This is a genomic window from Candidatus Omnitrophota bacterium, assembly GCA_041648975.1.
In the GTDB taxonomy this organism is placed as follows: Bacteria; Omnitrophota; Gorgyraeia; order 2-01-FULL-45-10; family 2-01-FULL-45-10; genus JAQUSE01.
In genome coordinates this window covers 22337-47400 of the sequence record JBAZNZ010000001.1, presented here as the reverse complement: position 1 = coordinate 47400, position 25064 = coordinate 22337, and the positions used below count along the sequence as shown (strand labels likewise).

The 25064-nt window shown below is 51.9% G+C and carries 31 protein-coding genes; 6 read left to right on the top strand and 25 right to left on the bottom strand.

Annotated features, from left to right (window positions below):
* Positions 1–9: 9 nt before the first annotated feature.
* The 21 genes from WC592_00255 to WC592_00155 all read right to left on the bottom strand — a co-directional run bounded on the left by WC592_00255 (position 10) and on the right by WC592_00155 (position 15079).
* On the bottom strand, positions 10–933 hold the full coding sequence (locus WC592_00255) for a dihydroorotate dehydrogenase (protein MFA4980892.1): 924 nt from the start codon (positions 931–933) through the stop codon (positions 10–12).
* A gap of 12 nt (positions 934–945) precedes the next feature.
* Positions 946–1722: a dihydroorotate dehydrogenase electron transfer subunit gene (locus tag WC592_00250; GenBank protein ID MFA4980891.1), complete on the bottom strand. Its 777-nt coding sequence runs from the start codon at positions 1720–1722 to the stop codon at positions 946–948.
* Positions 1719–2948: an endonuclease Q family protein gene (locus WC592_00245; protein MFA4980890.1), complete on the bottom strand. Its 1230-nt coding sequence runs from the start codon at positions 2946–2948 to the stop codon at positions 1719–1721. The genes WC592_00250 and WC592_00245 overlap by 4 nt, the downstream gene beginning before the upstream one ends.
* Positions 2949–2959: 11 nt before the next feature.
* A complete protein-coding gene (locus WC592_00240; protein ID MFA4980889.1) occupies positions 2960–4243 on the bottom strand; it encodes a dihydroorotase in 1284 nt (427 codons plus the stop codon).
* Complete coding sequence (locus WC592_00235) at positions 4240–5184, bottom strand: aspartate carbamoyltransferase catalytic subunit (GenBank protein ID MFA4980888.1); 945 nt, start codon at positions 5182–5184, stop codon at positions 4240–4242. Before WC592_00235 ends, WC592_00240 begins: the two co-directional genes overlap by 4 nt.
* Positions 5184–5744 (bottom strand): bifunctional pyr operon transcriptional regulator/uracil phosphoribosyltransferase PyrR, encoded by a 561-nt coding sequence (pyrR, locus tag WC592_00230; protein ID MFA4980887.1) that lies wholly within the window; start codon positions 5742–5744, stop codon positions 5184–5186. The genes WC592_00235 and pyrR overlap by 1 nt, the downstream gene beginning before the upstream one ends.
* A gap of 297 nt (positions 5745–6041) precedes the next feature.
* Positions 6042–6317, bottom strand: coding sequence for a hypothetical protein (locus tag WC592_00225; protein MFA4980886.1), 276 nt, complete (start codon positions 6315–6317; stop codon positions 6042–6044).
* Between the two features lie 78 nt (positions 6318–6395).
* A complete protein-coding gene (locus WC592_00220) occupies positions 6396–6593 on the bottom strand; it encodes a hypothetical protein (GenBank protein ID MFA4980885.1) in 198 nt (65 codons plus the stop codon).
* Between the two features lie 48 nt (positions 6594–6641).
* On the bottom strand, positions 6642–7028 hold the full coding sequence (locus WC592_00215) for a hypothetical protein (protein MFA4980884.1): 387 nt from the start codon (positions 7026–7028) through the stop codon (positions 6642–6644).
* Positions 7029–7094: 66 nt separating this feature from the next.
* Positions 7095–7301: a hypothetical protein gene (locus tag WC592_00210; GenBank protein ID MFA4980883.1), complete on the bottom strand. Its 207-nt coding sequence runs from the start codon at positions 7299–7301 to the stop codon at positions 7095–7097.
* Positions 7302–7350: 49 nt separating this feature from the next.
* Positions 7351–8118, bottom strand: a complete 768-nt coding sequence (locus WC592_00205; protein ID MFA4980882.1) for a class I SAM-dependent methyltransferase — start codon at positions 8116–8118, stop codon at positions 7351–7353.
* A gap of 76 nt (positions 8119–8194) precedes the next feature.
* Entirely contained in the window at positions 8195–8413 is a 219-nt protein-coding gene (locus WC592_00200; GenBank protein ID MFA4980881.1) for an NUMOD3 domain-containing DNA-binding protein, read from the bottom strand.
* Between the two features lie 99 nt (positions 8414–8512).
* Complete coding sequence (locus tag WC592_00195) at positions 8513–8854, bottom strand: hypothetical protein (protein ID MFA4980880.1); 342 nt, start codon at positions 8852–8854, stop codon at positions 8513–8515.
* Positions 8851–9219: a hypothetical protein gene (locus WC592_00190; GenBank protein ID MFA4980879.1), complete on the bottom strand. Its 369-nt coding sequence runs from the start codon at positions 9217–9219 to the stop codon at positions 8851–8853. The genes WC592_00195 and WC592_00190 overlap by 4 nt, the downstream gene beginning before the upstream one ends.
* A gap of 19 nt (positions 9220–9238) precedes the next feature.
* On the bottom strand, positions 9239–9610 hold the full coding sequence (locus WC592_00185; GenBank protein MFA4980878.1) for a hypothetical protein: 372 nt from the start codon (positions 9608–9610) through the stop codon (positions 9239–9241).
* Between the two features lie 17 nt (positions 9611–9627).
* A complete protein-coding gene (locus WC592_00180; GenBank protein MFA4980877.1) occupies positions 9628–10425 on the bottom strand; it encodes a response regulator in 798 nt (265 codons plus the stop codon).
* A 13-nt stretch (positions 10426–10438) separates the two neighbouring features.
* Positions 10439–10921: a CBS domain-containing protein gene (locus WC592_00175; GenBank protein MFA4980876.1), complete on the bottom strand. Its 483-nt coding sequence runs from the start codon at positions 10919–10921 to the stop codon at positions 10439–10441.
* A 13-nt stretch (positions 10922–10934) separates the two neighbouring features.
* The gene (locus WC592_00170; GenBank protein MFA4980875.1) at positions 10935–11312 is read right to left on the bottom strand and encodes a response regulator; all 378 of its coding nucleotides are present in this window, start codon (positions 11310–11312) and stop codon (positions 10935–10937) included.
* Positions 11305–13278 carry a PAS domain S-box protein gene (locus tag WC592_00165; GenBank protein ID MFA4980874.1) on the bottom strand — a complete coding sequence of 658 codons (1974 nt, stop codon included), beginning with the start codon at positions 13276–13278 and terminating at the stop codon, positions 11305–11307. Before WC592_00165 ends, WC592_00170 begins: the two co-directional genes overlap by 8 nt.
* A gap of 18 nt (positions 13279–13296) precedes the next feature.
* Positions 13297–14052, bottom strand: coding sequence for a response regulator (locus tag WC592_00160; protein MFA4980873.1), 756 nt, complete (start codon positions 14050–14052; stop codon positions 13297–13299).
* An 82-nt stretch (positions 14053–14134) separates the two neighbouring features.
* The gene (locus WC592_00155; protein ID MFA4980872.1) at positions 14135–15079 is read right to left on the bottom strand and encodes a PDZ domain-containing protein; all 945 of its coding nucleotides are present in this window, start codon (positions 15077–15079) and stop codon (positions 14135–14137) included.
* A gap of 39 nt (positions 15080–15118) precedes the next feature.
* Between WC592_00155 and WC592_00150 the strand changes: the two genes are divergently transcribed.
* Entirely contained in the window at positions 15119–15637 is a 519-nt protein-coding gene (locus tag WC592_00150) for a hypothetical protein (GenBank protein ID MFA4980871.1), read from the top strand.
* Here the strand turns inward: WC592_00150 and WC592_00145 are convergent.
* Complete coding sequence (locus tag WC592_00145) at positions 15634–15894, bottom strand: hypothetical protein (GenBank protein MFA4980870.1); 261 nt, start codon at positions 15892–15894, stop codon at positions 15634–15636. The genes WC592_00150 and WC592_00145 overlap by 4 nt on opposite strands.
* Before the next feature lie 69 nt (positions 15895–15963).
* On the opposite strand from WC592_00145, the gene WC592_00140 reads away from it, so the two are divergent.
* From WC592_00140 to WC592_00130, 3 genes are read left to right on the top strand one after another with little or no spacing between them, the layout of a single operon-like run.
* A complete protein-coding gene (locus WC592_00140; protein ID MFA4980869.1) occupies positions 15964–18066 on the top strand; it encodes a hypothetical protein in 2103 nt (700 codons plus the stop codon).
* Between the two features lie 14 nt (positions 18067–18080).
* Entirely contained in the window at positions 18081–18947 is an 867-nt protein-coding gene (locus WC592_00135; GenBank protein ID MFA4980868.1) for a glycosyltransferase family 2 protein, read from the top strand.
* Between the two features lie 5 nt (positions 18948–18952).
* Complete coding sequence (locus WC592_00130) at positions 18953–19744, top strand: class I SAM-dependent methyltransferase (GenBank protein ID MFA4980867.1); 792 nt, start codon at positions 18953–18955, stop codon at positions 19742–19744.
* Positions 19745–19856: 112 nt separating this feature from the next.
* Here the strand turns inward: WC592_00130 and WC592_00125 are convergent, their stop codons facing one another.
* Entirely contained in the window at positions 19857–20582 is a 726-nt protein-coding gene (locus WC592_00125) for a class I SAM-dependent methyltransferase (protein MFA4980866.1), read from the bottom strand.
* A 226-nt stretch (positions 20583–20808) separates the two neighbouring features.
* Between WC592_00125 and WC592_00120 the strand changes: the two genes are divergently transcribed.
* Both WC592_00120 and WC592_00115 read left to right on the top strand, forming a co-directional pair.
* On the top strand, positions 20809–21915 hold the full coding sequence (locus WC592_00120) for a UDP-N-acetylglucosamine 2-epimerase (protein ID MFA4980865.1): 1107 nt from the start codon (positions 20809–20811) through the stop codon (positions 21913–21915).
* A complete protein-coding gene (locus WC592_00115) occupies positions 21912–22853 on the top strand; it encodes a lysylphosphatidylglycerol synthase transmembrane domain-containing protein (GenBank protein ID MFA4980864.1) in 942 nt (313 codons plus the stop codon). Before WC592_00120 ends, WC592_00115 begins: the two co-directional genes overlap by 4 nt.
* A gap of 6 nt (positions 22854–22859) precedes the next feature.
* Here the strand turns inward: WC592_00115 and WC592_00110 are convergent, their stop codons facing one another.
* Both WC592_00110 and WC592_00105 read right to left on the bottom strand, forming a co-directional pair.
* Positions 22860–23837, bottom strand: coding sequence for a glycosyltransferase family 2 protein (locus tag WC592_00110; GenBank protein ID MFA4980863.1), 978 nt, complete (start codon positions 23835–23837; stop codon positions 22860–22862).
* A 30-nt stretch (positions 23838–23867) separates the two neighbouring features.
* Positions 23868–25046, bottom strand: coding sequence for a tetratricopeptide repeat protein (locus WC592_00105; GenBank protein ID MFA4980862.1), 1179 nt, complete (start codon positions 25044–25046; stop codon positions 23868–23870).
* Positions 25047–25064 lie beyond the last annotated feature (18 nt).

Sequence of the window (25064 nt, the reverse complement as noted above, 5' to 3'; positions counted from 1 at the left end):
CGTTTCTCCTCATCCCAACCTGAGAGTTCCTGCTAATCTTTTTATACCACCGATTTTGTTCTTCGATAAATAATTTTCAATGCCGCGAACTATCCCGCCCGCCGCGGCCGTATCGACAAAATTGGCCGTCCCCACCTGGACGGCAGAGGCGCCGCATATAATAAATTCAACCGCGTCGCGCCAGTCCATTATCCCGCCCATACCTATTACCGGGATATCGACCGCTTTGTACGCCTCCCAGACCATCCTGAGAGCTATCGGTTTTATCGCCGGACCGCTTAAGCCGCCCGTGATATTGCCGAGTTTAGGCTTTTTTGTATCAATATCTACGGCCATCCCCAGGAACGTATTTACCAGGGATATCGAATCCGCTCCGCCTGCTTCGGCCGAGCTCGCTACATTACCCATATCGGTGACATTAGGCGAAAGTTTTGCTATGACCGTAATGGGAGCGGCCCTTCTCACGGCTTTAACGATCTTATATACCGCTTTTTCGTCCTGCGCGATTATGCCTGTCCCTTTTTCCGCGCCCCTCATCAGATTCGGGCACGACAGGTTAAGCTCCAGCGCGTCTACGCGTCGGATAGAACCAAGCGCCGACGCCAGCTTCGCAAATTCACTCTCGTTGTCGCCCGATATACTTACTATTACGGCCCCTTTGAATCTATCGTAGAGCGGTAGTTTATTAATAATGAAGTCTTCCAATCCTTTATTCTCGAGGCCTATGGAATTGAGCATGCCTGATGCCGTCTCCGCCACCCTCGGGGGAGGGTTACCCGCGCGGCCCTTTAATGTTATCGTCTTCGTCACTACGGCGCCGAACGTATCGATGCCGGATAGTTCGGCGTATTCCATACCATATGTCCCTGACGCCGCCATCACGGGATTTTTCAGTTTAAGCTTTCCTATCTTTACCGACATATCGGATTTCATATATCTCTCTTCCTACCAGGCTATCTCTTTGGCATCGAATATCGGCCCGTCTTTGCAGACCATCTTATATACAAATTTCGAATTTTTTATTTTGACAGGGCAACCCAGGCAGACGCCGACGCCGCATGCCATCCGCTCTTCGAGCGAGACCTGGCACGGCACGCCGCGCTTCCCGGCGATGCGCGCAACCTCTTTCAACATCGCGTTGGGCCCGCAGGCGTATATAGTTGTAAGTGATAAGTTGTAAGTCGTAAGTAAAATGGACAGCAGATCCGTTACAAAGCCCTTGCGCCCCGCAGAGCCGTCATCGGTAGAAACGCTGACCTTGCATCCCAATTTTTTAAATTCTCTTTCGCAGAGGACGTGCGATTTTTTACTCGCGCCTATCAATACATTGACTTCGATATTTTGAGCCCTTAATTTTTCCGCCAACGCCAATAACGGCGCGGCCCCGACGCCTCCGGCGACAAGTATAGCCGGTTTCGTTCCGCATATATCGAACCCGTTCCCCAGAGGGCCTATCACATTCAGATACTCGCCGGCTTTTTTCCGGGAAAGGAGCCCTGTCCCTTCCCCGACCACCTCATACAGCAGATCGATGCCGCTCTTCAGTATCCTGTGGCACCCGAGGGGACGGCGCAGCAGCGGTTCTACACCGTCGGAACACCTGACCTCCACGAACTGGCCCGGCCTCGCGCGCGCGGCAAGATACGGCGACTCCACGCGCATCCTGTAGAAACCTTCAGCAATCTTTTCGTTCTGTATTATCTTTGCCTTTAGCTGTTTCATAGGAAACTCATCTGCTTCTCCGCCTCTTTATCGCCTTCTTTGAATATCTTCACCTTGCCGTATTCACCGTCATAACCGGGCTCTATCTCGAGGTTGCCGCGCCTTACGTTCAGGATCCCTTTTGCTATCCTGGGAGGTAAATTTTCCGCTATCTCACTCTCCGGCATATCCAGCAGTATATTGAATTCGTTCCCGAAATTCTTTATGAGCCGCAGGTACTCTCTTTCGACTGTTAGCGTCGCGGCTCCGACGCCCAGCGCGTCCCCTATGATCTCGACGAGCCCGACCGCCCTCTTGAACGACGGGCTCGAGGCGTCGACATACCCCTCTTTCCGGTCGGCAAGCCCTTCGACCCTATGCATAACGCCTATTGTGATCTTCTTTCCGCATACAGGGCAGAGGTTGTTCGAACGCAGCGCTTCCCGGGGAGGCATCCTCACCTTGCAATTCCTGTGCCCGTCCCAGTGGTATTTCCCTTCCTCGGGAAAAAATTCCACGGTATAGAGGAATCTCGTCTTATCTTTTGTCTTCAATATTTCGACAAGGTCTTTATAATTTATCTTATCCTTAAATACGTTCGCCTCGCGGCCGATCTTCGACGGCGAATGGGCATCCGAATGGGACGTGAGGCAGAACCTGTCGAGCTTTGACCATCGCCAGTTCATCGCCGGGTCGCTCGAGAGTCCGGTCTCGATCGAGAATATCTTCCCCAGTTCGCCTTCGAAGCATTCTTCCGGCGAATCGAACCCCGAGTTCGACCCGAATATGCCGAAATGCGGCGTCCATGCGTGGCCCGGTATGAATATTATGTCCGGGTCTATCCCGGAAAGAGCGCGCACCATCTTGTCGCATTCGAGGCTGAGTATCGGCCGCCCGTCGGAGGAGAGGCTGCCGTATTCAGACAGGGCCGAATTTATCTCATCCGCGGCCTTGAAGCTTGGAGCGATCAATATGTTGTGGACCTTGCGCGTCCTGCCGGCCTTAAAATATATATTGGAGACCTCCGTGGTCAGCAGGAAATATACGCCTTCGCGCTTATAAACGCCGTATTCGACCTCTTCCAGCTTGTTCTTCAATTCGGCAAGCCAGGCGGGATGGGTAAAATCCCCTGTGCCGAGCATCGATACGCCTTTTATCTTTGCCCATTTCGTCAGGCTCTCCAGGTCCATCTCTTTCGACGTGGCGCGTGAATATTTCGAATGGATATGAAGGTCCGCTATAAACATCTTAGGCACCCTTAAATAGAGCCGTCCTTCATTACAAGCTTACCGCCGACGAAGAGGTGCGTCGCTTTTGCCCTCATCGTCCAGCCTATGAACGGCGAGTTCCTCGACTTCGATTCTATCGACTCTTTCTTATATATCCATTCCTTTTCGGGATCTATTATCACTATGTCCGCAGCCTTCCCCTTCGCGAGGCTGCCTCTGTCTATTCCCAGTATCTTCGCCGGATTGACGGACATCTTTGTTATCAGGCCGCTCCACGAGATCGTTTTCGGCTCGACCAGCTCCATGAACGCGACGCCGAGCGCCGTCTCGAGCCCTATTATGCCGAATGGCGCGAAGTCGAACTCCACGTCCTTCTCCGAATCCGTATGCGGGGCGTGATCTGTGGCTATCGCGTCTATGGTGCCGTCGGATAAGGCCCTCTTTATCGCCTCCACATCCTCTTTGGCCCTGAGCGGCGGGTTCATCTTGGTGTTCGTGTCGTAAGTGACGCAGCATTCTTCCGTAAGGGAAAAATAATGCGGGGCCGTCTCGGCGCTCGCTCTTACGCCGTCCTTTTTCGCTTTACGTATAATATCGACCGATTCGGCGCAGCTAACGTGCGCGATATGGATCTGCGACTGAGCCTTCTTCGCCAGAGCTAAGTCGCGTTTCACGATCTCGTATTCGGATTCCCTGGATATGCCGCGCAGGCCCATCTTCGTAGCCGTGAAACTCTTATTTATCACGCCGTTCGCCGAGAGCCTGACGTCTTCGCAGTGCGCTATAAGTATTAACGAGTCTCTCTTCGCTTCTTTCAACGCCTCCAGCATGACCTTCTCGTCGGCAACCGGCGATCCGTCGTCGGAAATCCCCACGATGCCTTCCGCCTTCATTCCTTTGAAGTCGCTTAAGCTCCTCCCCAGCCTGTCCTCGGTGATCGCCCCGACGATGAAGACGTTGCACATCGCGTCCTTCTTAATTATAGCCTTCAACGCACGGACGGTATTGCCGTCGTCTATGGCCGGCTCCGTATTCGGCATGCAGGCAACGCTCGTGAACCCGCCCTTGACCGCGGCACGGGTCCCGGTGCGCACGGTCTCTTCGTCCTCCCTGCCCGGCTCCCTCAGGTGCGTATGCATATCGACAAATCCCGGCGCTACGATATGGCCGGAAGCGTCTATGGCCTCGTCCGCTTTCCCGTTCAGGTCCTTGCCTATCTTTTCCACCAGGCCGTCCGCAATAAGAATATCGCATACCTGGTCGATCGAATTAGCCGGATCTATCAGGCGTCCGTTCTTTATGAGATACTTCATTTGGAGACCTCTTTGGCGTGGCTTACAAGATACAGCGCCGCCATCCTGACCGCTATGCCGTTCGTCACCTGTTCCAGTATGACCGAGTTCTTTCCGTCGGCGACCTCGCTCGACATCTCTATGCCGCGGTTTATCGGGCCCGGGTGCATCACTACTATATCAGGCTTGCACTTCTTGAGCCTTTCGGCCGTAATGCCGAACTGTTTGAAATATTCCAGCTTTGAAGGGAAGGCGAGCGCCTGGTCCCTCTCGAATTGCATCCTCAGGACGTTTATCGCGTCCGCCCCTTTGAGGGCTTCGTCGATATCGCTGGTGATGTTGACGCCCATCCTCTCTATTCCTTCGGGTATCAATAGCTTCGGGGCGCAGACGGTTACCTTCGCGCCCAGTTTTGTCAGGCCCCAGATATTGGAACGGGCTACGCGTGAATGGGCGATGTCGCCGATTATGCTAACCTTCAGGTCCTTGATCGAGCCTAGCTTCGATTGGAGCGTGAACATGTCGAGAAGCGCCTGGGTGGGATGTTCGTGCCAGCCGTCGCCGGCATTGACGACGCTCGACTTCACCGAACGCGCCAGTATATTGGGAGCGCCGCTCGCGCTATGGCGGACGACGATTATGTCTATCTTAAGGGCCTCTATGTTCCGGCCCGTGTCTATTAAGGTTTCGCCCTTCTTTACGCTGGAGGCCTCTATCTCGACGTTTACGACGTCGGCCGAAAGCCTCTTCGCGGCGAGTTCAAAGGAAGTCCTGGTCCTCGTCGAGGGTTCGTAGAAGAGATTGACCACCGTCTTGCCGCGAAGCGCGGGGACTTTTTTGATCTGGCGGGTCGTGACCTCTTTAAAGCCCTGGGCGGTATATAAAATAAATTCGATCTCTTCTTTTGAAAGGTACTCGAGACCGAGAAGGTCCTTCTTCGTCCAGACCAGCTTGTTATCCATTACCTGCCTTTACCGCTTCGCTTTTCGCACAACACGACTTCATCCTTGCCATCCACTTCGCTCAACTTTACCTCGACAACCTCGTCGATCGACGTCGGCACGTTCTTCCCGACGTAATCCGCCCGTATCGGCAGTTCCCTGTGGCCCCTGTCGACCAGGACCGCTAGCTGTATCTGGGCGGGACGGCCGAAATCCACAAGCGCGTCGAGCGCGCACCTTACCGTCCTGCCTGTGTAGAGGACGTCGTCCACCAGGATTATCTTCTTGCCGTCTATCTCAAAATCTATCTCGGTGGCGTGAACTACGGGCTGTTCTGAGGCCTGCGTAAGGTCGTCTCTGTATAACGTAATATCAAGCGCGCCTACCGGGATTTTCTTGCCGCCTATTTCCTCTATCTTTCCGGCAAGCCTCTGGCCTATATAAGCGCCCCGGCATTTTATCCCGATGACGGCGATCTTGTCCATGGGTTTTACTTTCTCAATGATCTCATGGGCGAGGCGTTCTATAGTCCGCTCCATCGAATCTTTATCCAGGACCTTCGCCTTCTCTTTCAACGTCATTTTAACACCTCATTAAAAAAAATACCTGTTCATCTCACAAATAAGATAAACAGGTCATGTCCTTGCATTTCGGTTCTCCTTTTTCGGCCTCTCGGGACCGATCTTTAAAAGGCTATATCTGCGTAAATAGTAGCACTGACCTTAAATTATGTCAACTGATTTTTTCGGGTACGTCGGGTACGTTCGGACGTCCAAGCAGAGATGCCTTCTTTAATCACGGCCCGGAACATCCTTCCGTCGATCCGCGCGTCAAAAAAAGCCTTGGCCCCTGTCAGGGTCATGGTGACCAGGATCTTTTTAACCATTGCCGGTCCTTGCCGGACCTGTTTCTTCCGGTTTTTTTACACCTTCGGCGGGAGGATGATCATCATCGCCTGAGACGATACAATGCAATATGATCGCCGCATAAAGCAATACCATCCCCGTCAACCCGAAAAACAATATTATCGGAACGGTATTAACCCCGGCCACGCCACATATAATTCCCGCTATCAGCGCTATGATTCCCATAACGCCCGCGATCACAAAAAGCATCCTTGAGATTATTTTGGGGTCGTTTTTTCCCTTTTCCATAGCCATTTCACCCAACCAGATTATATCTTAAGGCGGCATTCATGTAAAGCATGCGGCAGCGGTCCCCCTCTTTCATCCTTACGGATCCTTTTTCCTGGGCGGACTGAATAATAATATGACCAGGCGGATCATCAGATACGTCGGGGCAGGGAGGAACACTATAACGGCCCACGCATTATCGCCGGCAAACGCAAGCCCAAAGAGTATCCAGAATATAAAACTGAATATAAAGATCAGCGCATCCCGCGCTACAATTCTCAGTATGATCTTCTCCATAACGTTCTCGCTCCGGTGTCGGGCATGCCGGGGTTATACCACACTACACTAATTGATCACCCTTGCCTCTATGATCGCGACATCCAGCTCACGGACCAGGACGGACTTGACCTTTTCGGTCACCGTCTCCGCGGAACTGCCCCGCGCATCGATCGAGAGGGTTATCGCGCCTTCCTTGTCGTCGTAGACCGCGCTCTTAACGCGGTCTACGGACTTGCAGATAGCCGCTATCCTGTCTTTGCCCGCAGTGTCTACGGTTGCCGCACTGACGGTAATAATGGCTTCTTTGGGCCGAGCCGCTTCAGGCACGTAGCTTGCATCCCTTCCTACGATGGTCTCATGGTAGGACCGGACGACCTTTTCATCCCCGCCCGAACCCTGTCCAACAACGGTGACCAGCGAAAAAACTACGGCCAATAATATCTTTTTATTCATATTATTCTTTTCGCCCTTTGATCCGCGACTATTGCCTCCGACTCCGCCGGCTTTACTCTGACGTCATTAGCCCCTTGCCCTATGAGCACCGGTATCCGAATCTCCGACCATTTCGTAAAAGGAGCGGCGTTCCGTAGTCCATTGCGGCGGAAGGGACTTGAGCAGTGTCACGAGGTTGCTCGGGCCGCACATATCGACCGCGCACTTGAAAACATCCGGCGGGAACGCCTTGCGTCCGATCGGACGGACAGAAACGGCATTTTTTGCCGGCACCCGGCCGGAACGCGCTGTTTTGCGCGGCGTAAGGAGGTCTACGCCGGACCTAATCCGTTTTTTTGCATACGAGCTCCCACAAGAAGTACCCCGGGACGGGTACGCTAAGCCACCGTAAATACGCCGCCCATTCCTTTGCCGCAATATGCCGGGGAGCGTTAATACATCTCAGAAAACGATGCATAAGCGGAAATCGTATCGGCGACTTGCGCGATTCAAGTACTTCCAAACCGTATCTTCGCATTATTTCCAGCAGTTCCGCGTCGTTTCTGTACTCCCTGACATGGGTCGGATCAAGTGTCCACCGTCCCATGTTCCGGTAGAAATACCACCCGTACCATTTTTTAAAAACCGTGGAAAGATATAAGATCCCGCCTTTCCGCAAAATAGCCTTCAGTTCGCGGATCATCCTATCGTCGCTGTCCACATGCTCTATGACCTGTCCGGTAATTATGAAATCGACGCTATCCGGCGCGATGTTCTTAATGGCGCATGCGTCATCGGTAAAACAGCGTATCCTGCCGTCTATTTTCGATGCTATCGCGACCCGGTCGGACGAGCTGTCAAAGGCAAAGACCTCCCGCCCTTTCAGGTAACCTTTATCGCGCAAAGCGTACAAAACAGCGCCGTCTCCGCACCCCGCGTCAACAAGCCTTTGCCACGGGAAAAGATCCAGATGCTTTTTTAAAAGCGGCGGGATTTCGCCTGTATAAAGGTTGATGTGTTTTTTGGCGTAGGTTGCGTTATCCATATCTGAAGTGGCCATCAAAATGAAATCAATGTCATGGAAATTCCATGAGGCGGCAATTTTCTTCATGGCCGCCGCGCTCAATTTTCACTTATGATCTCTTTTAATTAAAGGCAGCTTACCTTAACCGTTTCTTCTTTTTAACTTATCTCTTGGCCCTCGCCCGGCGCATCGCGATGCTGATCTTCTTCCGGGTCGCGGCGGAGTGGCGTTTGCCGTACATCGGATTGTTTTGACCTTTCGCGGCGAGTGACAACTTGCGCAAAACGGCTTTCGTATGCCGCTTTCCGTACATAGAGTTCTTTTTACCTTTCTGCGCTAAACCGATCTTCCTCCTCGTCGCCTGCGAATGCTTTCTCATCATATGCTCCTCCTGTTAATGGACTGTCCGGTACGGATCGCGCACTGCGCGACCAACCACAAAAAAAGATGTGCGTTCATGACCATCGCGGCAAGCGCGCCTTTACGCCTTGATCAGTATCGTCAACGCCTCCGGCCACTCAAAATCGATTAAGCGGTACGTCACCGTTACATTATCCCCGACGTTGAGGTCATCGAATGTCACAGGTTTGGCGCCTTTTGATACCTTCGTCTTTCCGGAAATCGATATATTTTTTTCATCCGTTCTCAGGGCCCTGTAATCACCAAACCATCTTACGACGATCGCCATGTCCATTTTATCTATGGATACGATCTTGCCGGTTATACTCCCCGTTTGATCTCCATGCGCTCTGCCATGGCAACCGATAGTCATGGCGAGCATCACAACTATGGCGAATGTTATTGCTATGCGTCTATCTTTCATTGACCCGCGCCTTTCCTGAAACGCATGATAGTCTGCACGCACTCGTTCTTGTACGCGGCGCAATTATCCACGAACGACTGCGGGACATATTGCGGTCCCAATGCCTTGAAAATATTTTCGGATTTTTCGAACAACTGGCCCGCCTGAACGTAAAGCCCGATGGCCGCCTCCACCGTCTCCTTCGACATTTTGCCGCTCAGCATCTCTTGCGCCTGCTTCACCAGCCTTATCGCCAGGTTCAGGTCGGTTATCGCCTCATCGCGCGCACTCTCGGGAGTTTTCCCGATAGCTGCCTCGACACTGAAGAAACAACAGGATCCCAATACCAGAACGGTTGCCGCTATCGCGATGCTTCGCATCTTCATAGAGTTTCCTCCTTAAAATCTAACGGGCCGCAGATATCTCCGCCCCCGGTTCGTCTGTAGGTAATTTTGGTATGTTCTTCGCGGCGAGATACAATCCGTAGAGAAATAACGCGACAACTATCACGCAGATCGCCGATCCGATGACGACTAAGAAGATATCCGCCTTATCGGGCCGTCTCGTGTCCGCCTTGAGTTCCGCCTGCCGCTTCTGTTCCATGGCATCATGCTCTGCGCGCAATTGTTGTGCTCGATAAATGACATATAGGCTCTTCGTTTTTTCCGCATTGCCGCGCGCTTCGATAAACGCTTTATTCCATGCAGATTTTACGGCATTATCTTCCGCGATTTCCCGGGTAGCTATTTCGGAAAACTGTTCATCCAAGTTATCCACGCCGTGCCTCCATGTTTTTAGCGCTGCCCGCCGGGATCACAGCGCGCTCTATCCTGCGCCAGCGCAGTCCGCAGCGGATCCGAAAACGCCTTATCCTCTATCCTCTTATCATAGAAGAGCTTTGTAATATCCACCCTGTTCCAGCGTTGTTTTATTTCCTGAAGAGCCGGCAAGTTGTCCGATTCCATTCCTTTGGTTTTCCAGTCTGAATATATAATGAGCGCGGAATCGGCATTCTTGGTCTTCTTGATAATCCTTAAAAATTGTTCCGGTTCGCTTTTGATGAAAGCCAGATGAACGACAATGGCCTTGTATTTGGCTCCCGCGGCCTTTACCATCAGATCATCTTCGTCTTTTGCCGTGTATGCGGTATAGTCGCACAATGCGAGCGTCTCTTTCGTCTTTTCGATAAATTGCCGGTCATCGCTCACGATGAGCGCCCTTTTCTGCAGGAGGAGCTGTACCTTCGAGACAAGCTCATTTCCGTCATAAGGCTTGGTAATGAAGCCGTCAACGCCCATGGCTTCAAAAGTGTCCCTCATCCCCGTCCTGCCGGTGAGAATGAGTATCGGAATATCGGCACGCGCGGGCATCGATTTCATAAGCTTGAAGAACTCAAAACCGTCAATCCGCGGAAGCATCACATCGAGTAGCACAAGGTCCGGTTTTATTTTTAAAAAGACGTCCCACCCTTTCTCTCCGTCCGAGGCCGAAATAGTTTCAAACCCCGCCGCTTGTAATCTGAACGACACGACGGCAATATGATCAGGCTCGTCGTCAATAACCAAAATCTTTTTGCCCTTTAGGTCTGCCATGCAAATGACTCCGTTATCTATTTTCAACAACGCTCTTTGCGAGCGCGTAGAAGTGTTTGAAGACATCGCGACGGCCGATCACCCCGGCCAGTTTTTCGTTCTCACATACGGGAAGCGTATGGATATTTCTCTTCTTCATCAGATAGATGATCTCGTCAAGGGTCGCGTCTTTACTTATTGAGATCGTTTCCGTCGTCATCGCGAAATTTATCTTTGGATTTATCGCATCGGATTCCTTCTCCATCTTGATGCGCCCCATCCTTATGATATCCATGAGGGTAAAAAGATCCGTTGAGGTGATTATCCCGAGCAGCTTTCCGTCCGGTCCGGCTACGGGAAATCCGCTCACCCTCTTCTTTATCATTAGATCCGCGAGCGCGGCCAGATCCATATCCTTATCTACCGTTATCACGTCCCGCGTCATGATGTCTTCCGCCTTCAATGCCTCCAGCTTCTCATGAAGCTTATTTACCAACGGCTGCGCCATCTCTGCCATAACCCCTCCAATGTTATTTATATCGTAACGCTTTTTCTATCTTGGCGATCAGCGCGTCTTTTTCTATCGGCTTCACCAGATAGTCTACCACCCCTACCTTATACGCATTTAACTTATCGTCATCCCTGCCCAATGCAGAGAGTACGATAATAGGTATGCTTTTTGCTTTAGGGTCGGCATTAAGCGCCTTGCACGCATCGATGCCGCCGACGTTCGGCATCAGGATATCGAGCAGTATCACATCCGGTTCGAACGAATTCACCTGGGCCACAATGCCATTCGCATCCGACAGGGTCATCACCTCGTATTTGCCGGAATCTTCCAGGTTTAGTTTCGTAATCATGAGAAAATCTTCCTCATCATCCACTATCAGCACCTTCCTCTTATCCATTGAGGCCTCCTTTCGAGATTTTCATGGCGATAATGACCTTCGTGCCTTTTCCCTCGACGCTCGTGATTTTAATACAGGCATTTTGCATATCCAGCAGGCTCCTGGTGACCGAAAGCCCCAGGCCGCTTCCCCGGGCCCCTTTAGTCGTAAAGAAAGGATCGAATATCTTTCCCATTATCTTCCCGGGTATGCCGGTGCCGGTATCTTCTATCTCTACCGCGACGGCCTCTTCGCCGCTCATGAAATACTTGCTCTCTTGCGAGCAGCGCTCCCACTCCGTTGTCACCATCCGGATAACGCTGGAGCGCAGAAAAAGCTTCCCGCCTCCAGGCATCGCCTGGAAGGCGTTGATCAATATGTTGATAAATACCTGCTCCATCTTGCCTTTATCCACCAATGCGAGCGGCAGTCCGCCGTCAAATTCCTTCACGATCTTCACGCCTTCCTGCTTCACGTGATACCTCATTAGGGAGACGGACTTATTCAGGATGGCGTTTATATCCGCGGGCGATATGTCGAGGGCCTCCGCCTTGGAGAACTCCAGGAGCGAGCGCACAATGTCATCCGCCCTTTTTATGTTATCCTTGGTCACCCGCAGAACTTGCGCGATATCCTTACGGCCTTTGGGGAACTTATCTTCGAGGTAATTCACGCTCTGCAGGATGATGCCGAGCGGATTCTTGACTTCGTGAGCGACGCCGCTTGCCAATGTGCCGACCGCTTCCATCTTTTCCGCCTGGATGAGCTGGTCCTGCGCGCGTTTAAGTTTCGCGTATGCGTCACGAAGCGCCATTTCCGTCTTCTTGCGCAATGTTATATTATGAAAGATGGTGGCAAACCCCGTTATTTTACCATCGCCGTCTTTGACCGGCGAAACGGTCAAGGATACGTCAATCAGAGTTCCGTCTTTTTTCAGCCGTTTTGTCTCGAAGCGCGCAACAGCTTCTCCGCGCATTAATTTTTTGTTTACGCCGGCCATCTCAAAAACCCTGTCCGGAGGAACTATAATAGATATATTGGAGCCGGTCGCCTCATCCCTGGAATAACCATACATCTTCGTGGCGGCATTATTCCAGCTTGTAATAGTGCCGCCCAGGTCCCTGCCTATAATAGCGTCGTCCGAATGCTCCACGATCGCCGCAAGACGCTCCATGGCCGTTTCCATCTTCTTGCGCTCCGTGATATCGCGGCCTTCCGGAATAAGAAATATGACCTTGCCGGATTCGTCCGTGACCGGCCTCAGAGAAAAATCCACGTAATGCAGCGCCCCGTGCTTATCGATATGGGTCGCCTCGAAGCGTACGCACTCTCCCCTGGCGGCGCTATGCACCGCCTGCTTCAGCTTATCCTGGAGTGCCGGCGAATGTATCCACCACGGAGTATCCCAGAACGGCTTCCCGAGGACATCATGAGCTTCATAACCGCTGAACTCAAGGGCCGTCCTGTTAGCATCCACCAGGACCCCTTCAACAGTCATAAGGCCGACGAACTGAAAGGCCTGGTCAAAAATGGCGCGCAGTTTCCGCTCGCTTTGCCGGAGCGCTCTCTCGAACTGCTTGCGCTCCGAAATATCGAGATAGATACTTAAGAAATATTTTTGGCCCTCACGGACGATCAATGCCGAAGAGATGATAACGTCTTTTGCGGCCCCTGTTTTGGCGGTTATCCTTGCTTCCGTCTTATGGAACCGCCCGTTCTTGATAAGTTCCGCCAGGCCTTCCCGGGCTTTCTGCCGGTGTTCCGGATCGCGGTAGATAAGATCCATGAAATCTCTGGATGCGTTCGCCTCCTCCATGGAATAGCCGGTAAGCTGTTCCATGGCGGCATTATAGATATAAAAACGCCCTGCCTCGTCGCTAAAAGCGACCCCTTCCCGGATCGTGACGAGCACGTCCCTGAGATACTGCTCCCATATGTATTCCGGCCAACCCCCGCCCTTATCGCTCATCATCACCTCAGTAACCATGCCTGATTTACGGCAGCTTCAGCGCCGGACGCCCAGGAGTTTTTTAATCTCGTCCCTTAAAAACGCGCCGTTGATCCTCGAATCATAAAAAAGAGCGGCCCCCGCGGACGTCCACTTAATCCTGAGCTCGTCTATAAGGGCCGTGCTGTTGTCCTCCGTGCCCTTCACATGCGCATCCGAATAAATAACGACCTTCGCGCCGCTGTTTCTGGACGCATTCATTTTCGCCATAAAATCTTTCGGAGATGACGAAATGAGGGCAAGGTGGGCCACAAATATCTTGCGCCGCATGTCCGCGCTCTTCATTATAACGGTGCCCTCATCCGCAACCTCATCTACCTCATAGCCGCAGTCTTTTAACGCGGCCTTTATCTTCGTGACAACGAAAGGGACCTGCGCCAAAATTACGGCCCTGCTCTCCAGGTGGAACGAGACTTTCGACAAGAGCATATCCAGATCGAACGGCTTTTCTATAAAATCAGCGGCCCCTATCGCCTCGAAGGTGGCTTTCATCCCGGCCCTGGCGGAAACTACCACGATCGGTATTTCCAATCCGGCGGAACCATTTCTGACCGTCTTAAAGAACTCGAAACCGTCCATGACCGGCATCATTATATCCAGCAGTATCAGATCGGGCCGCTGCCGCTGCATGCTTTCCAGGCCTTCAACGCCGTGCGATGCTACCGATATCTCATAGCCCTTACTGGCGAACCGCATTTCCATGACTTCCGCCATGTCAGGCTCGTCGTCGATTATCAGTATTCTCTTACCCATTACTGTTCCTCCCGTTTTTATTGACGCGTTTTGAAAATAAAACCGGCTCCGGTATTTTCCGCCGGCAGATGCGGCGCGAGTATTACAAAAACACTTTTCTGCGCACCGTTATTTCGATAGAGCGTGGGCCCGGTACATCCAACTGCTTCAGGACGTCATCATAGCTCTTTGTCCCGACCGGCACGTTATTCAGCGATATCACCTCGTCGCCGGCCTTCAGGCCGGCCCGGTCGGCAAGCGAGTACTCCTTCACATACGAAACAACGATCCCCTCCGCTCCGGCCTTCATGGAAAATCCGGCTAATTCTGGAGCCCGGGCCGCATCAAGCCCTGCTTCCCCGCCGAGCCAAAGCGAGCGTTCCTTTTCAAAGGTCACGCGGACCGGACCACCCGATCTTTCGAGTAGCAGGTCGACGGCCGTGAACAATCCGACATAACCGGTGTCGGTTCCTTCCACGCTCACCAGATAATCGTCGATCTCGGCGCCCGCCCTGGCCGCCCGCGAGGACTGTATCACATCCAGCACCTTTATCTTCCTGAAGTAGCTCTTACTGTCCGAAGCGCCGAGCAGGAGACCGAAGAGGCGCGCCACTTCCTCGGTCTTGCGGGCGTTTTCCGACAACGTCTCTTTGTCATCCATCAGGCCGGTCGTGCCGGGGCCGTAACGCTCATGATAGGTGACCACCTGATCGGTTGCGGAGTTCTTCTCAAGAGCATTCTGTAATTCGGTCATCCCCTCAATAGCCCTCCTGGAATCGGTATTCAGCCTGAAAACTCTTTCGTACAGATAATAAGCCCTTACGTTATCGTTCTTCGCTTTCGCCGCATCGGCCATCATGAGAAGGTTGTCCTCATCCGTGTCACGGGTTATTTTCTTTATGTCGCCCTTCTTCAGGATAAGCTCGCCCGCCGCCCTCCAGAATACCGTCCGTTCGGGTCCGTCCTCCATGACGACTCCCCTCTCCTCCCTGCCATCCGCCGTATAGAGCGTATCGGCGCCGCAGTTGGAAGATAGTATAGTTATCATCACGATGAAGACATGATTTCTAAAAACAGCCCCAACACCTTGACAACCGCTATAATATCCCATATACTTTATATAATGACTGCCATATCCATACCGTCTTTTTACCTGATCCCTTTCTTTTTTATAATCGGCGTCGCCGCCGGCGTCTTCCTGGCGTTTGTTCTCTTCGATAAGGCCGCTCGGACAGCGCTGCGCAAAAGGATAGAGTCGGGAAAGCCGGCTTCCAGGCTCGAAAATTGGGTGTCCTCGACGCGCGATAGCGAGAGAAGGATCATCTCCGGCGTACTTGTCTCGATAAAAGCGCCCGTTTTTGACGCTGCCGGAATAGCGGCTATAGGCGAGGAGGTCATGTTTTCCGCGGACCTGGCTGATATATCGGCAAGCGGCGCTTCCGCCTTCTCGCAATACTTCGTTCCGGTAGATACGGACATCGAGATATCGTGTTCTGAAAAAAAATACGCCTTTCCCTACAGGCCGGCAAAAGTCCGCAACATCGTCCTTACCCAAAAAGGTCTCAAGATCGGCCTGCAGTTCTTCGAAAAGCTCAACATCGTCTAACTCCGCCCGTCGCCGGCGTCCCTGTCGAGAGGATACCGGTTGCATTTACCGAACCACCAGACGCTTACCCTGAACATCGAATAAAAAATATAGCTGAATAGGCCTATGAATACGCCCAGCTTCTTCGTAGTGGGATTCTTTATTACGTCTCCTACGCCGAAAATAATAGCGGCTATTCCCAGCGATGCCGAAAAGAACATCACTTCGCGGGCTACCCGTAATTTACGCTTGGTATCCATTTTATTGAAGTATACCATAAAATCGCAAAAATATAAATAGTTGACCGGCGGAAGGGGCTTATACTATAATCGGCACATGGGGAAAACATGATGATCAAAGCGATATTTGTTTTTGTTTTTATTGCTCTCGGATTCGGCTCGATCACGTATATAGCCGGTTGGTCGAAAGAAGAGGACGCCTTAGAGCGGATCGTGTTATCGCTGGGCGCGGGTCTTTTATTTATCCCGCTAATGGGCGCGGCGTGTAATGTCCTGTCCATCCCGCTCGACTACAGGGTATTCCTGGCCGCCGCCGCCGCCATGTTCACAGCCTCCGCCATCCACTGCCGTAAGCATCGAAAAGCCGGAGGTTTTGCCGTAGGCCTGAAGGACGTTGTAACGCCGGTAAATATCGCAGTGATCGTCCTTTTTGCGGCGTCGCTCTACATGTATCTTAGAGGAAGCTTTGCCTATCCGTGGTTCGAGAGCGAGGATCCGTGGTTGTTCGCGTCCGCCTCAAAATATATTGCCGTACAAAAGACCTACACCGCTCCATTCAAGTTCTGTGACGTAGCCCAGCCGTACCCTCAGGGCTACCAGATCATTATGGGTCTTCTGAGTCAGACCGGCTCCGGTATCAACTGGACGATGAAGTTCTTTAACGGCCTTTTCGTATCTCTTAGCGTACCATTCTTCTTCTACCTCGCCAAACGCTTTATCGCCAACCGGTGGGCGGCCCTTCTCGCGGCCATACTCTTATTTTCTATGCCGGCATGGCTCACACACTTCATCTTCTCTCTGAACCTGAGTATGGTATTCCTGCCGTTATTCTTCTATATGCTGCTGAAGTCCGAAGCGGACGCGCGATGGCGGCCTGTCGCCGCGCTCGCCTTCGCGTCGATATGGATGGTCCATTTTTATTCGAGCGTCATCATAACGATATTTTTCCTGATCTACTACGGCGTCACCGTCTTCTGCGAAGGTAAGGCGCATGGCAATATCCTGAAAACGGCGGCGGCGGGGTTCGCCGCGGCTATCGCGTTATTCTGGCTGCCGTCATTGCTGAGATTCAGGGAAGCCGTCTTTACCGAGAATAAAGGATCCGGAGGGCTCGACATAGTTATACCAATGCTCCGGTCGGCGATAGGGAACCGGCATGCTTTATTGCTGGCCGGCCTCTGTCTTTTTTCATGCTTTCTATTGCGGATCTTATGGAAACACAACGGATGGAAATTTCTCCAGGGCCCGGCGCGGCAGCGTTACGCGGAATACGTCAAACCCGCCGTATTTATTTCGGGGCTGGCCGTCATCACCGCTTTTTTAATCCTCCCGGACAGGAAAATCGTTCCGCTCATCGGCTCCGCTTCCATGCCGTATACATTCGACCACTTTTCACTTCTTAACCCGGAGGGCAACTTTATACAGAACCCGTTCGGTATCGGAATACCGGCTATAATATTTGCCGTCATGACCGTCTTCTACGCCGCCTCCCATCTTCGGACGCTCTTCACCAAGGAAAAGACGCGCCTGGCCATAGCCCTTACCTGGTCGATATTCGCTTTCCTGGGTGTCATGGGCGCGCGTTTCTCGATAAATATAGTGCCCTTCAGGATGTGGTCGTTCCTCGCCTTTTCGATAGCGCTCTCCGGCGCTTTGGTCTATAATGAACTATCGCGGGACATGAGATACCGTTACGTGCCCATAGCGGGCGGAATACTCTTGACTGCCCTGTCGCTGACATTCTGGCACGCCAATAAATTCGCTTTAAATACCCGCCCCTGGAAAGACGGTTACATCGGGATTGCCGAGGGCCGGCAATTATATGCGTGGATAAAAGATGCTCTGCCGAAAGATTCGGCGGTATACGTCTTTGCGAGCGACCAATGCGTTCCGATAGTATTCGACATGCTTTCATTCGCCTGGGATAAAGAGGTCTTCGACTATGCGGCGGTCGACATCGAAAGATCGATCGAAGAGAACCACGCGTTTTTGAAGAAAAAGGGATACGAATATATCGCGCTGGACGGTTCGAGCGTCCTGTTCGCTTTTAACCGCCTGCGGGAGGATTTGCCGGAAAAGATGAAGCGGGCTTTTCTCGTCATACATATGAAACGACTGGAAGACAAGATAAAGGCGGTCAAGGCGGCACCGTCTCTTTTTGAGCCGGTCAGGGAAATTACCGGATACGGAGCCGTCTTTAAAATTAACTGAAAGGTGCGTTTTGAATGAGAAAGATAAATATCATACTGCCGGCATATAACGAAGAGCTTTCAATCGCGCAGGTCATCCGTGATATTCACGCGGCTCTCAAGACCGAGGACCATGAGATCATAGTCGTTGACGACGGATCTACCGATGATACCTGCCGAGTCGCGCAGGAGAACGGCGCCCGGGTTATCCGGCATCCTTACAATATCGGCAATGGCGCGGCCGTAAAAACCGGTATACGGGGTTCGGATGCGGAGACGCTCGTCTTTATGGATGCGGACGGCCAGCATGCTCCGACAGACATCCCGTCGTTACTGAAACTCATACCATCTTACGACATGGTGGTCGGCGCGCGTATCGGATGGCGCAACGCGCCGGCTCACCGGCGATGCGCAAATCTGTTTTACAACGCATTTGCTTCCTATCTTGTAGGCCGGAATATACCGGATCTTACATCGGGTTTCAGGGCCATCAAGTCCGATATCGCGAAAAAGTTCGTCTGTCTGCTGCCGAACACATTCTCATACCCCTCCACGATAACGATGGCTTTGTTTAAGGCGGGATACAGCATAGCGTATGTGCCCATTGAGGCGAGGAAACGGTTGGGGACGAGCAAGATAAACCTGCTATCCGACGGTTCGCGATTCATACTTATCATAATGAAGATAGCCACGCTCTTCAGCCCGTTGCGCATATTCCTCCCCGCCAGCCTCCTCTTCTTTGCCCTCGGCGCGGGCCATGCGATATTTAAGATAATAATACTTCACCAGCGCTATACGGGTTTTTCCATTCTGCTCATCATTACAAGCGTCCTTATATTCCTGATGGGCCTCGTATCGGAGCAGGTAGCGCAATTACGCTTCGAAAGAAGCGAGGATCGATAACTGGCATGGGCGGCGACAGAATAATCCCATCGAGGATGTCCCCGGAAGAGCGTCTTCTTTTTCTCAAAGAACTTTTCACCTATCGGTGGGCTGCGGAAAAAACGAGCGGGCCTCTCTGTCTTGACCTGGGTTGCGGAGCAGGATACGGTACCCGTATTCTTTCGGAAAAATTCGGCTCTGCGGTCGGGGTCGATATATCCGAAGACGCCGTAAAAAAAGCCCGAAGTGAATACGAAAGGAATAATTGTGATTTTTTACATTACGATGGCAGGGCTCTGCCGTTTCCCGAAAACATGTTCGATACCGTAGTGTCTTTTCACGTCGTAGAGCACGTAAAGGACGCGAAACAATTTCTGTCCGAGGCCTGCCGGGTACTCAAAAAAGGCGGCACATTCATCATATCGACCCCGAACGCGGCATTGAGGATATCTGAAGGTGAAACGCCCTGGAATGTATTCCATGTCAGAGAATACACGTTCGGGGAATTTCGCGGGATCCTTGCCCGGACATTCAGCGAGGTCACGGTCTACGGCGTAACGGCCGTCGATAAGGTTATGGAGATCGAAAAGAAACGGATAGTGCATAACCGCAAACTCGCCTCGTACGATTTTCTCGGATTACGAAGGATTATACCGGCATGGCTCATGGCCTTCCCGGTCGCGCTTGCCCACCGTATCGGTCCGCGCGGCGCGGCTGAAACGCCCGTCGATATAAATATGGATCCTGCGTTGGTCTATTCTGTAGGGGAGGCTTCGGTAAAGACCTCACTGGATATTATGGCCGTATGCAGAAAATAGGATCACTCTATATTTTAATCGTCCATTTGAACTAAATCCGGCAGCGGTTTGCAACCGGACCGGGTAATATACAAAGCAGAGTTACTGAGATTTGACCATACCTTTAGCCGGCTCAGCTCCTCTTAACAAATACCTTAATATGATGCGACCCTGCCCATCCTGCGTTAAACTGGTCAAGAAGATGCAATATAAAAGCGTCTAAATTATAAAAAAACGAAGGAAAATGCTTTGTTATTTTATACGTGATTGCCCTCATTGCCCAGAAATGCGTGGGGCTGCTCATGCACTCCGCAAAACCGTTCTTCCTTAGCTCGGATAAAGTATGAGAATAAGGACGCTGTCTGATATGCGGCGAGCTTATAAGAGGCCTTCTTCGCAGGAACCTTTCATGCAATATTATATATCTTCCGGACAAAGCGCATAATCGCGCGATGCTTGCTTTCCACTCATCGTCATCCAGTATGTGATACAAAACATCGAAGCAGTGCACTATGTCATATAAACGGCCCGGCATGGGGATCGTCTCAAGAGAGGATCTCGACTTATCCGTTATTTTGATATCCAGGCGATCGATGGCCTCCTGCGATATATCGACTGCCGTCACCTTAAACCCAAACCCGGAAAGGAACTTTGTATAAACACCATTGCCACAACCGGCGTCCAGTACCGAGATCGCGCCGTCCAGCGGCAATCGTCCCAACAACTCCGCGTATCGTTCCAGAACAATCCTATAAACGTAATAATTGGCCTTTTCCGAATATGATATCTGCCCTACGGCTCTGGCCATGCCTGCGTATCGCCTGTGCCTTTCCGTCCAGTATTTTTGATCGTCTATCATGAGCCTATACCCCGTGGAAAACGGCCCTGTTCCGTTATCATACCGATATTATAAAACAAAAAAGAGTGTATGGCAACTGTCCCGGGAGCCAATTACGATAGGGTCCGGGGTCCGGGGTCCGTTTCATTTGGGATTCCAAAACTCTCTTTGCTGTGATATAATTGAACCCGAAGCTTTGCATCACGCGGGACATCCCGCTAATAGCGCAAAGCGCGCCGGAGAACGGATGATACATATATTTATCGGCACAAAAGCTCAATTCATTAAAGTGGCTCCGGTACTAAGAAATCTTGATGACTGCCAGGTCCCATACCGCCTCATAGACAGCTGCCAGCATAAGGATATCACCTCCGATTTAAGGGCCTTTTTCGGTATACGACAACCCGACATCTCTCTTGAAACCGGATTCTCAAACATCAATTCCGTCTTCAGGGCCATTCTCTGGGTATCCACGATAATGACACAGCTTGTCTTCTCGCGGCGTTCTTTCAGAGAACGTATCTTCGGCGGTGATAAGAACGGGATTTGCCTTATACACGGTGATACACTCTCCACCCTGCTTGGGCTGATCACCGCCAGATCATGCGGCCTGAAAGTCGCCCACCTCGAGGCGGGACTGCGCAGTTTCGACCTGTTTGACCCTTTTCCGGAGGAACTGATAAGAATAATTTGTATGCGCTTTTCCGATTATCTGTTCGCGCCTTCCTCATGGGCTGAAAATAACCTGCGCGCCATGAAAGTAAAAGGCAGAATATTCAAGATCGAGGGCAACACGGTCATCGATTCTCTGCGTTATATAATGAAGCGGCATGATGATACTGCCGATACCGGCGGCGCTCCTTACACGGTGGTAAGTATCCACCGTTTCGAGAATTTATACAGCAGGCGCAGGATGGCCGCCGTCATCGACCTGGTGAAGCGGATATCCTCGTCCTTTGACGTATTTTTCATAATGCATCGGCCGACATCAAATAGGCTGGCGCGCATGGGGCTCCTGCGGGAATTAAAGAATGACAGGATCCATATGGACCCTATCGCCGGATACGGCAGGTTTATCGCTCTGCTTAAAAAAGCTGAATTTATCGTGACAGACGGCGGCAGTATACAGGAAGAGAGCTGCGCCCTGAACGTGCCGTGCCTGCTGATGAGGATGAAGACGGAGCGTCAGGACGGATTGGGAGGGAATGTGCGGCTGGGGCAATTCGATGAAAAAACGATCGGTGATTTTTTGGTATCCTATAAATCGTTCCGCTCCCGCGCAACACCAACGGCCCTGAACCCTTCGAAAGAAATAGTAAGGATCCTGCGCGCGGAAGAACTGGAAAATAAATGATAAAGAAATTGTTAAGATGGGCCCTATTTGCCGTAATACTCACACTGGGTGTCTTGTATATTAACCGGCACCCCGAGGGATTCTTACCGCTGCATAGTATCCCGGCAGCCGGATTAATCATCCTGTCGGCGCTTAATCTCGCGCAATTTTTTTTACGGGCGTTGCTCATGAAAGTCTATCTGCGCCCATTCTCGGTCAGCATGGGATTCCGGGAATATTTCGGCATGGACATGCTTGCGGCGCTGCTTAACTACCTGCCGGTGCCGGGCGGGACTTTTTCGAGGGCGATATACCTCAAGAACAGACACCGCTTCTCCTATACGGACTTCACGGTGTTGCTGGGCGCGATGAACGTGATCAGCGTATTCTCGATCGGCCTGACAGGGTCGGTAAGTATGTCCATCCTGTACTCGACACGCTCTATATCCAATATCGCGATCAATGTCCTATTCCTGACCCTCGTCTCCATAAGCGTTATCGTGTTTGTCATGCCGATGGACATGCTCATGAGGCTGCGGCTGCACGGCAGGATAATGTCACTATTGCGCAATGGCATAGAGCACTGGAACCGGTTGAAGATATCGGCGGGGGCAATAGGAAAACTCACCGCGATAAATATAATGATCGTCGCGATGGCTGCTTTACGATTGTTCTTTCTTTTTAAATACACAGGTGCGGAGGTGCCGCTCTTCTCGTGCCTCGCGATGGCATCCCTCTCTTCGCTTGCCGTCATCGTGCCTGTCACCCCCTCCGGCCTGGGGATAAGAGAAGCGGCTGTAGCGGTAATGTCGCAAATGCTGGGCGCATCTTTCGCTCACGGGCTGGCTATCTCGGTAGCAGACAGGCTCATCGGCGTTGCCTGGACATTCATCTGCGGCGCCGTATTCATCCCGGCTTTCCTGCATCGTCATAATAGCGACGGCGCGGATCCGCGCTGACCTTCTTCATCTAAAGCGCGTGATGATAGCCCTCCTGACCATACCGCCATAGAAGAGCAGAATATAAGCCCATAGCCGGGGAAATACGACGGCCGTATCCCGAACCCTCTCCGCCAGGAATACCACCGCAATTGCATACACCGGCAGGACAAAAAACGCCGTATATAGAAATAGTCTCGGATGGACGATGCAGTACAAAAAAACCAGGAAGAGGATTGCCGACCCTGCCGCAAAAATGGCCCGTAACACCATGCTGCGTCTCAGATAAAAATCGTAGAAGGACGACCCGCGGTACATCAGCCACTCAATAAAACGGGCGGGATCGGTCCTGTGTGAATGCCGTAACGTAACGCCGAAATGTCTCATAATGGGAGTATTCATCCCGAAGACGATATGCCGGAAGATGGCCGTATCGTCGTTGGTGTATTTATCGAACGCCTCCGGCACCGAGGCCAGAAAAACATCCTTTCGCACAAAGAAACAGCCCGCACCCTTGGGCGAGCGGCTGAAATTGTCCTTATCAATGTATGCGAAACCGGCGCCGGCGCCGTATAGCATGCGGGGAATATAATACCGGCGCCTGATAAGATAGAATATCCTCTCGGCCGGATTGATCTCGTCGCCATCAGCAGACGGCCGCACCACACCTATGAGCGGCGAATATCCCGCCCTCCAAAACACATCCAGAAGATCCGGGCTGACGACTACTCTCGCGTCGACAAATACGAGCGTGTCGTGCGCGGCGCTCAGCGCGCCGGCCTTCCGCGCGGCTACCCTTCCACGATTGTCCGGCGAACGCACGACCTTTACCGGGAACGCGGCCGCCTTTGAAACGGTATCATCCGTTGAAGCGTCGTCTACAACTATGATCTCATAATCCTGCCCGTAGACGGCTCCATCCTGCCGCAAGAGTGCCGTAAGGCACGGCCCTATGGCGGCTGATTCGTTATAGGCTGGGATAATCACGGATACTTTTGTCTTCATAACGATGCGTACGGCGGCGATAACTGCGCTTCAGCTGTACACGATGCCGGTTATGCCGTACCTTTCCTTTATATAGCCTTCCAAATCCCTCTCGAACTGCTCGATATCCCTATCGAACAACGCCTCAATCGCGTGTTCCGCGCTCTGTCCGTCCCGCAAACGGGCCAGCATAGACCGCAGACCGCTCGGACCTACCCTGTTTACGATGAAGTCTATCAGGAGATAGGACTGGGCGTAGAGCGACGTTGCGAGCCGCACGTCCTTAATGCGGGCGAAATCGCGCGGCATCTCCCGGATATGATAGACTGCCGCAGCGTTGATATTATCCCTGACAATACCGGCATTACGCATACCGGCGAGGTCTTCCGCCTTACCGGCTATACCCTCACTCACCCATAAGGGGCATTTGTTCCCGGCAATACCGAACGTAACGGCATGGGCATACTCATGATATAATATCCTGATTACATCCTCGTTGGTATACTTAAATTTGTTGACCGGTATCCTCACCTTTCCGTCAAATACCGCCAGCGTCCAATGCGGCCTGCCGCGCAGCATCGCGTCATAGTTGGCTTCCGAATATAGTATAACGATTATCTTGTTCTTCGGGTAATGATCAAGGAAAGCCCCAACGCGCCCGTAGGCCTCCTCAAGCCATGTCCGTATATACGACAACTTCTCGACCGGTATATCATCTGATGACGCTATAATAAAATGCTGCGTATCGGTCTTTTCGAAATCTTTCTCTATGGCCGTCTCCCTGCCGGCCTTTTCAAGAAGCTCCGCCACCCCTTGCATTTCCGGCTTAAGCGCATGCGCTCTCTCCAGGAACCGTTTGGCGCGCGCCATGTTCTGGATCTTGTAATAACCAACACCAAGGTTATAGAGCGTAATGGGGTCGTCCCGGTCATAGGAAAGCGCGCTTTCGAATTTCTCGATCGCCTGAGAAATATCGCCCTTCTTCATCAATTCCATGCCATAATTGTTATAGATTATCGCGAGATTCTTTGTTATGATGCGGTTGGAAGGGTCATAGAGGCGGGCCGCTTTGAGATCGTCTATCGCCTCTTTAAAATTACCGATACGCGCCTTCTCGACCGCCGATCTGGCATATTTATAGGCAGCCTCTTCAGAAGAAAACACCGTTGCGGCGGCGCATGGTATTAGCAATAAGGCCGCCAAAAGTATCGTTACTCGCCTTCCTATCATGGATATATTATATAACCT

What these genes read in the sequence shown, in the direction of transcription:
- WC592_00180 (MFA4980877.1), bottom strand. Translation starts at nt 10,425, where the DNA reads ATGGCAGACCTAAAGGGCAAAAAGATTTTGGTTATTGACGACGAGCCT.
- WC592_00250 (MFA4980891.1), bottom strand. Translation starts at nt 1,722, where the DNA reads ATGAAACAGCTAAAGGCAAAGATAATACAGAACGAAAAGATTGCTGAA.
- WC592_00155 (MFA4980872.1), bottom strand. Translation starts at nt 15,079, where the DNA reads ATGATAACTATACTATCTTCCAACTGCGGCGCCGATACGCTCTATACG.
- WC592_00125 (MFA4980866.1), bottom strand. Translation starts at nt 20,582, where the DNA reads ATGATAGACGATCAAAAATACTGGACGGAAAGGCACAGGCGATACGCA.
- WC592_00205 (MFA4980882.1), bottom strand. Translation starts at nt 8,118, where the DNA reads ATGAAGAAAATTGCCGCCTCATGGAATTTCCATGACATTGATTTCATT.
- WC592_00130 (MFA4980867.1), top strand. Translation starts at nt 18,953, where the DNA reads ATGGGCGGCGACAGAATAATCCCATCGAGGATGTCCCCGGAAGAGCGT.
- WC592_00220 (MFA4980885.1), bottom strand. Translation starts at nt 6,593, where the DNA reads ATGGAGAAGATCATACTGAGAATTGTAGCGCGGGATGCGCTGATCTTT.
- WC592_00195 (MFA4980880.1), bottom strand. Translation starts at nt 8,854, where the DNA reads ATGAAAGATAGACGCATAGCAATAACATTCGCCATAGTTGTGATGCTC.
- WC592_00200 (MFA4980881.1), bottom strand. Translation starts at nt 8,413, where the DNA reads ATGATGAGAAAGCATTCGCAGGCGACGAGGAGGAAGATCGGTTTAGCG.
- WC592_00135 (MFA4980868.1), top strand. Translation starts at nt 18,081, where the DNA reads ATGAGAAAGATAAATATCATACTGCCGGCATATAACGAAGAGCTTTCA.
- WC592_00240 (MFA4980889.1), bottom strand. Translation starts at nt 4,243, where the DNA reads ATGAAGTATCTCATAAAGAACGGACGCCTGATAGATCCGGCTAATTCG.
- WC592_00120 (MFA4980865.1), top strand. Translation starts at nt 20,809, where the DNA reads ATGATACATATATTTATCGGCACAAAAGCTCAATTCATTAAAGTGGCT.
- WC592_00110 (MFA4980863.1), bottom strand. Translation starts at nt 23,837, where the DNA reads ATGAAGACAAAAGTATCCGTGATTATCCCAGCCTATAACGAATCAGCC.
- WC592_00115 (MFA4980864.1), top strand. Translation starts at nt 21,912, where the DNA reads ATGATAAAGAAATTGTTAAGATGGGCCCTATTTGCCGTAATACTCACA.
- WC592_00190 (MFA4980879.1), bottom strand. Translation starts at nt 9,219, where the DNA reads ATGAAGATGCGAAGCATCGCGATAGCGGCAACCGTTCTGGTATTGGGA.
- WC592_00245 (MFA4980890.1), bottom strand. Translation starts at nt 2,948, where the DNA reads ATGTTTATAGCGGACCTTCATATCCATTCGAAATATTCACGCGCCACG.
- WC592_00145 (MFA4980870.1), bottom strand. Translation starts at nt 15,894, where the DNA reads ATGGTATACTTCAATAAAATGGATACCAAGCGTAAATTACGGGTAGCC.
- pyrR (MFA4980887.1), bottom strand. Translation starts at nt 5,744, where the DNA reads ATGACGTTGAAAGAGAAGGCGAAGGTCCTGGATAAAGATTCGATGGAG.
- WC592_00255 (MFA4980892.1), bottom strand. Translation starts at nt 933, where the DNA reads ATGAAATCCGATATGTCGGTAAAGATAGGAAAGCTTAAACTGAAAAAT.
- WC592_00165 (MFA4980874.1), bottom strand. Translation starts at nt 13,278, where the DNA reads ATGGTTACTGAGGTGATGATGAGCGATAAGGGCGGGGGTTGGCCGGAA.
- WC592_00140 (MFA4980869.1), top strand. Translation starts at nt 15,964, where the DNA reads ATGATGATCAAAGCGATATTTGTTTTTGTTTTTATTGCTCTCGGATTC.
- WC592_00105 (MFA4980862.1), bottom strand. Translation starts at nt 25,046, where the DNA reads ATGATAGGAAGGCGAGTAACGATACTTTTGGCGGCCTTATTGCTAATA.
- WC592_00215 (MFA4980884.1), bottom strand. Translation starts at nt 7,028, where the DNA reads ATGAATAAAAAGATATTATTGGCCGTAGTTTTTTCGCTGGTCACCGTT.
- WC592_00170 (MFA4980875.1), bottom strand. Translation starts at nt 11,312, where the DNA reads ATGGATAAGAGGAAGGTGCTGATAGTGGATGATGAGGAAGATTTTCTC.
- WC592_00235 (MFA4980888.1), bottom strand. Translation starts at nt 5,184, where the DNA reads ATGGATAACAAGCTGGTCTGGACGAAGAAGGACCTTCTCGGTCTCGAG.
- WC592_00175 (MFA4980876.1), bottom strand. Translation starts at nt 10,921, where the DNA reads ATGGCAGAGATGGCGCAGCCGTTGGTAAATAAGCTTCATGAGAAGCTG.
- WC592_00160 (MFA4980873.1), bottom strand. Translation starts at nt 14,052, where the DNA reads ATGGGTAAGAGAATACTGATAATCGACGACGAGCCTGACATGGCGGAA.
- WC592_00225 (MFA4980886.1), bottom strand. Translation starts at nt 6,317, where the DNA reads ATGGAAAAGGGAAAAAACGACCCCAAAATAATCTCAAGGATGCTTTTT.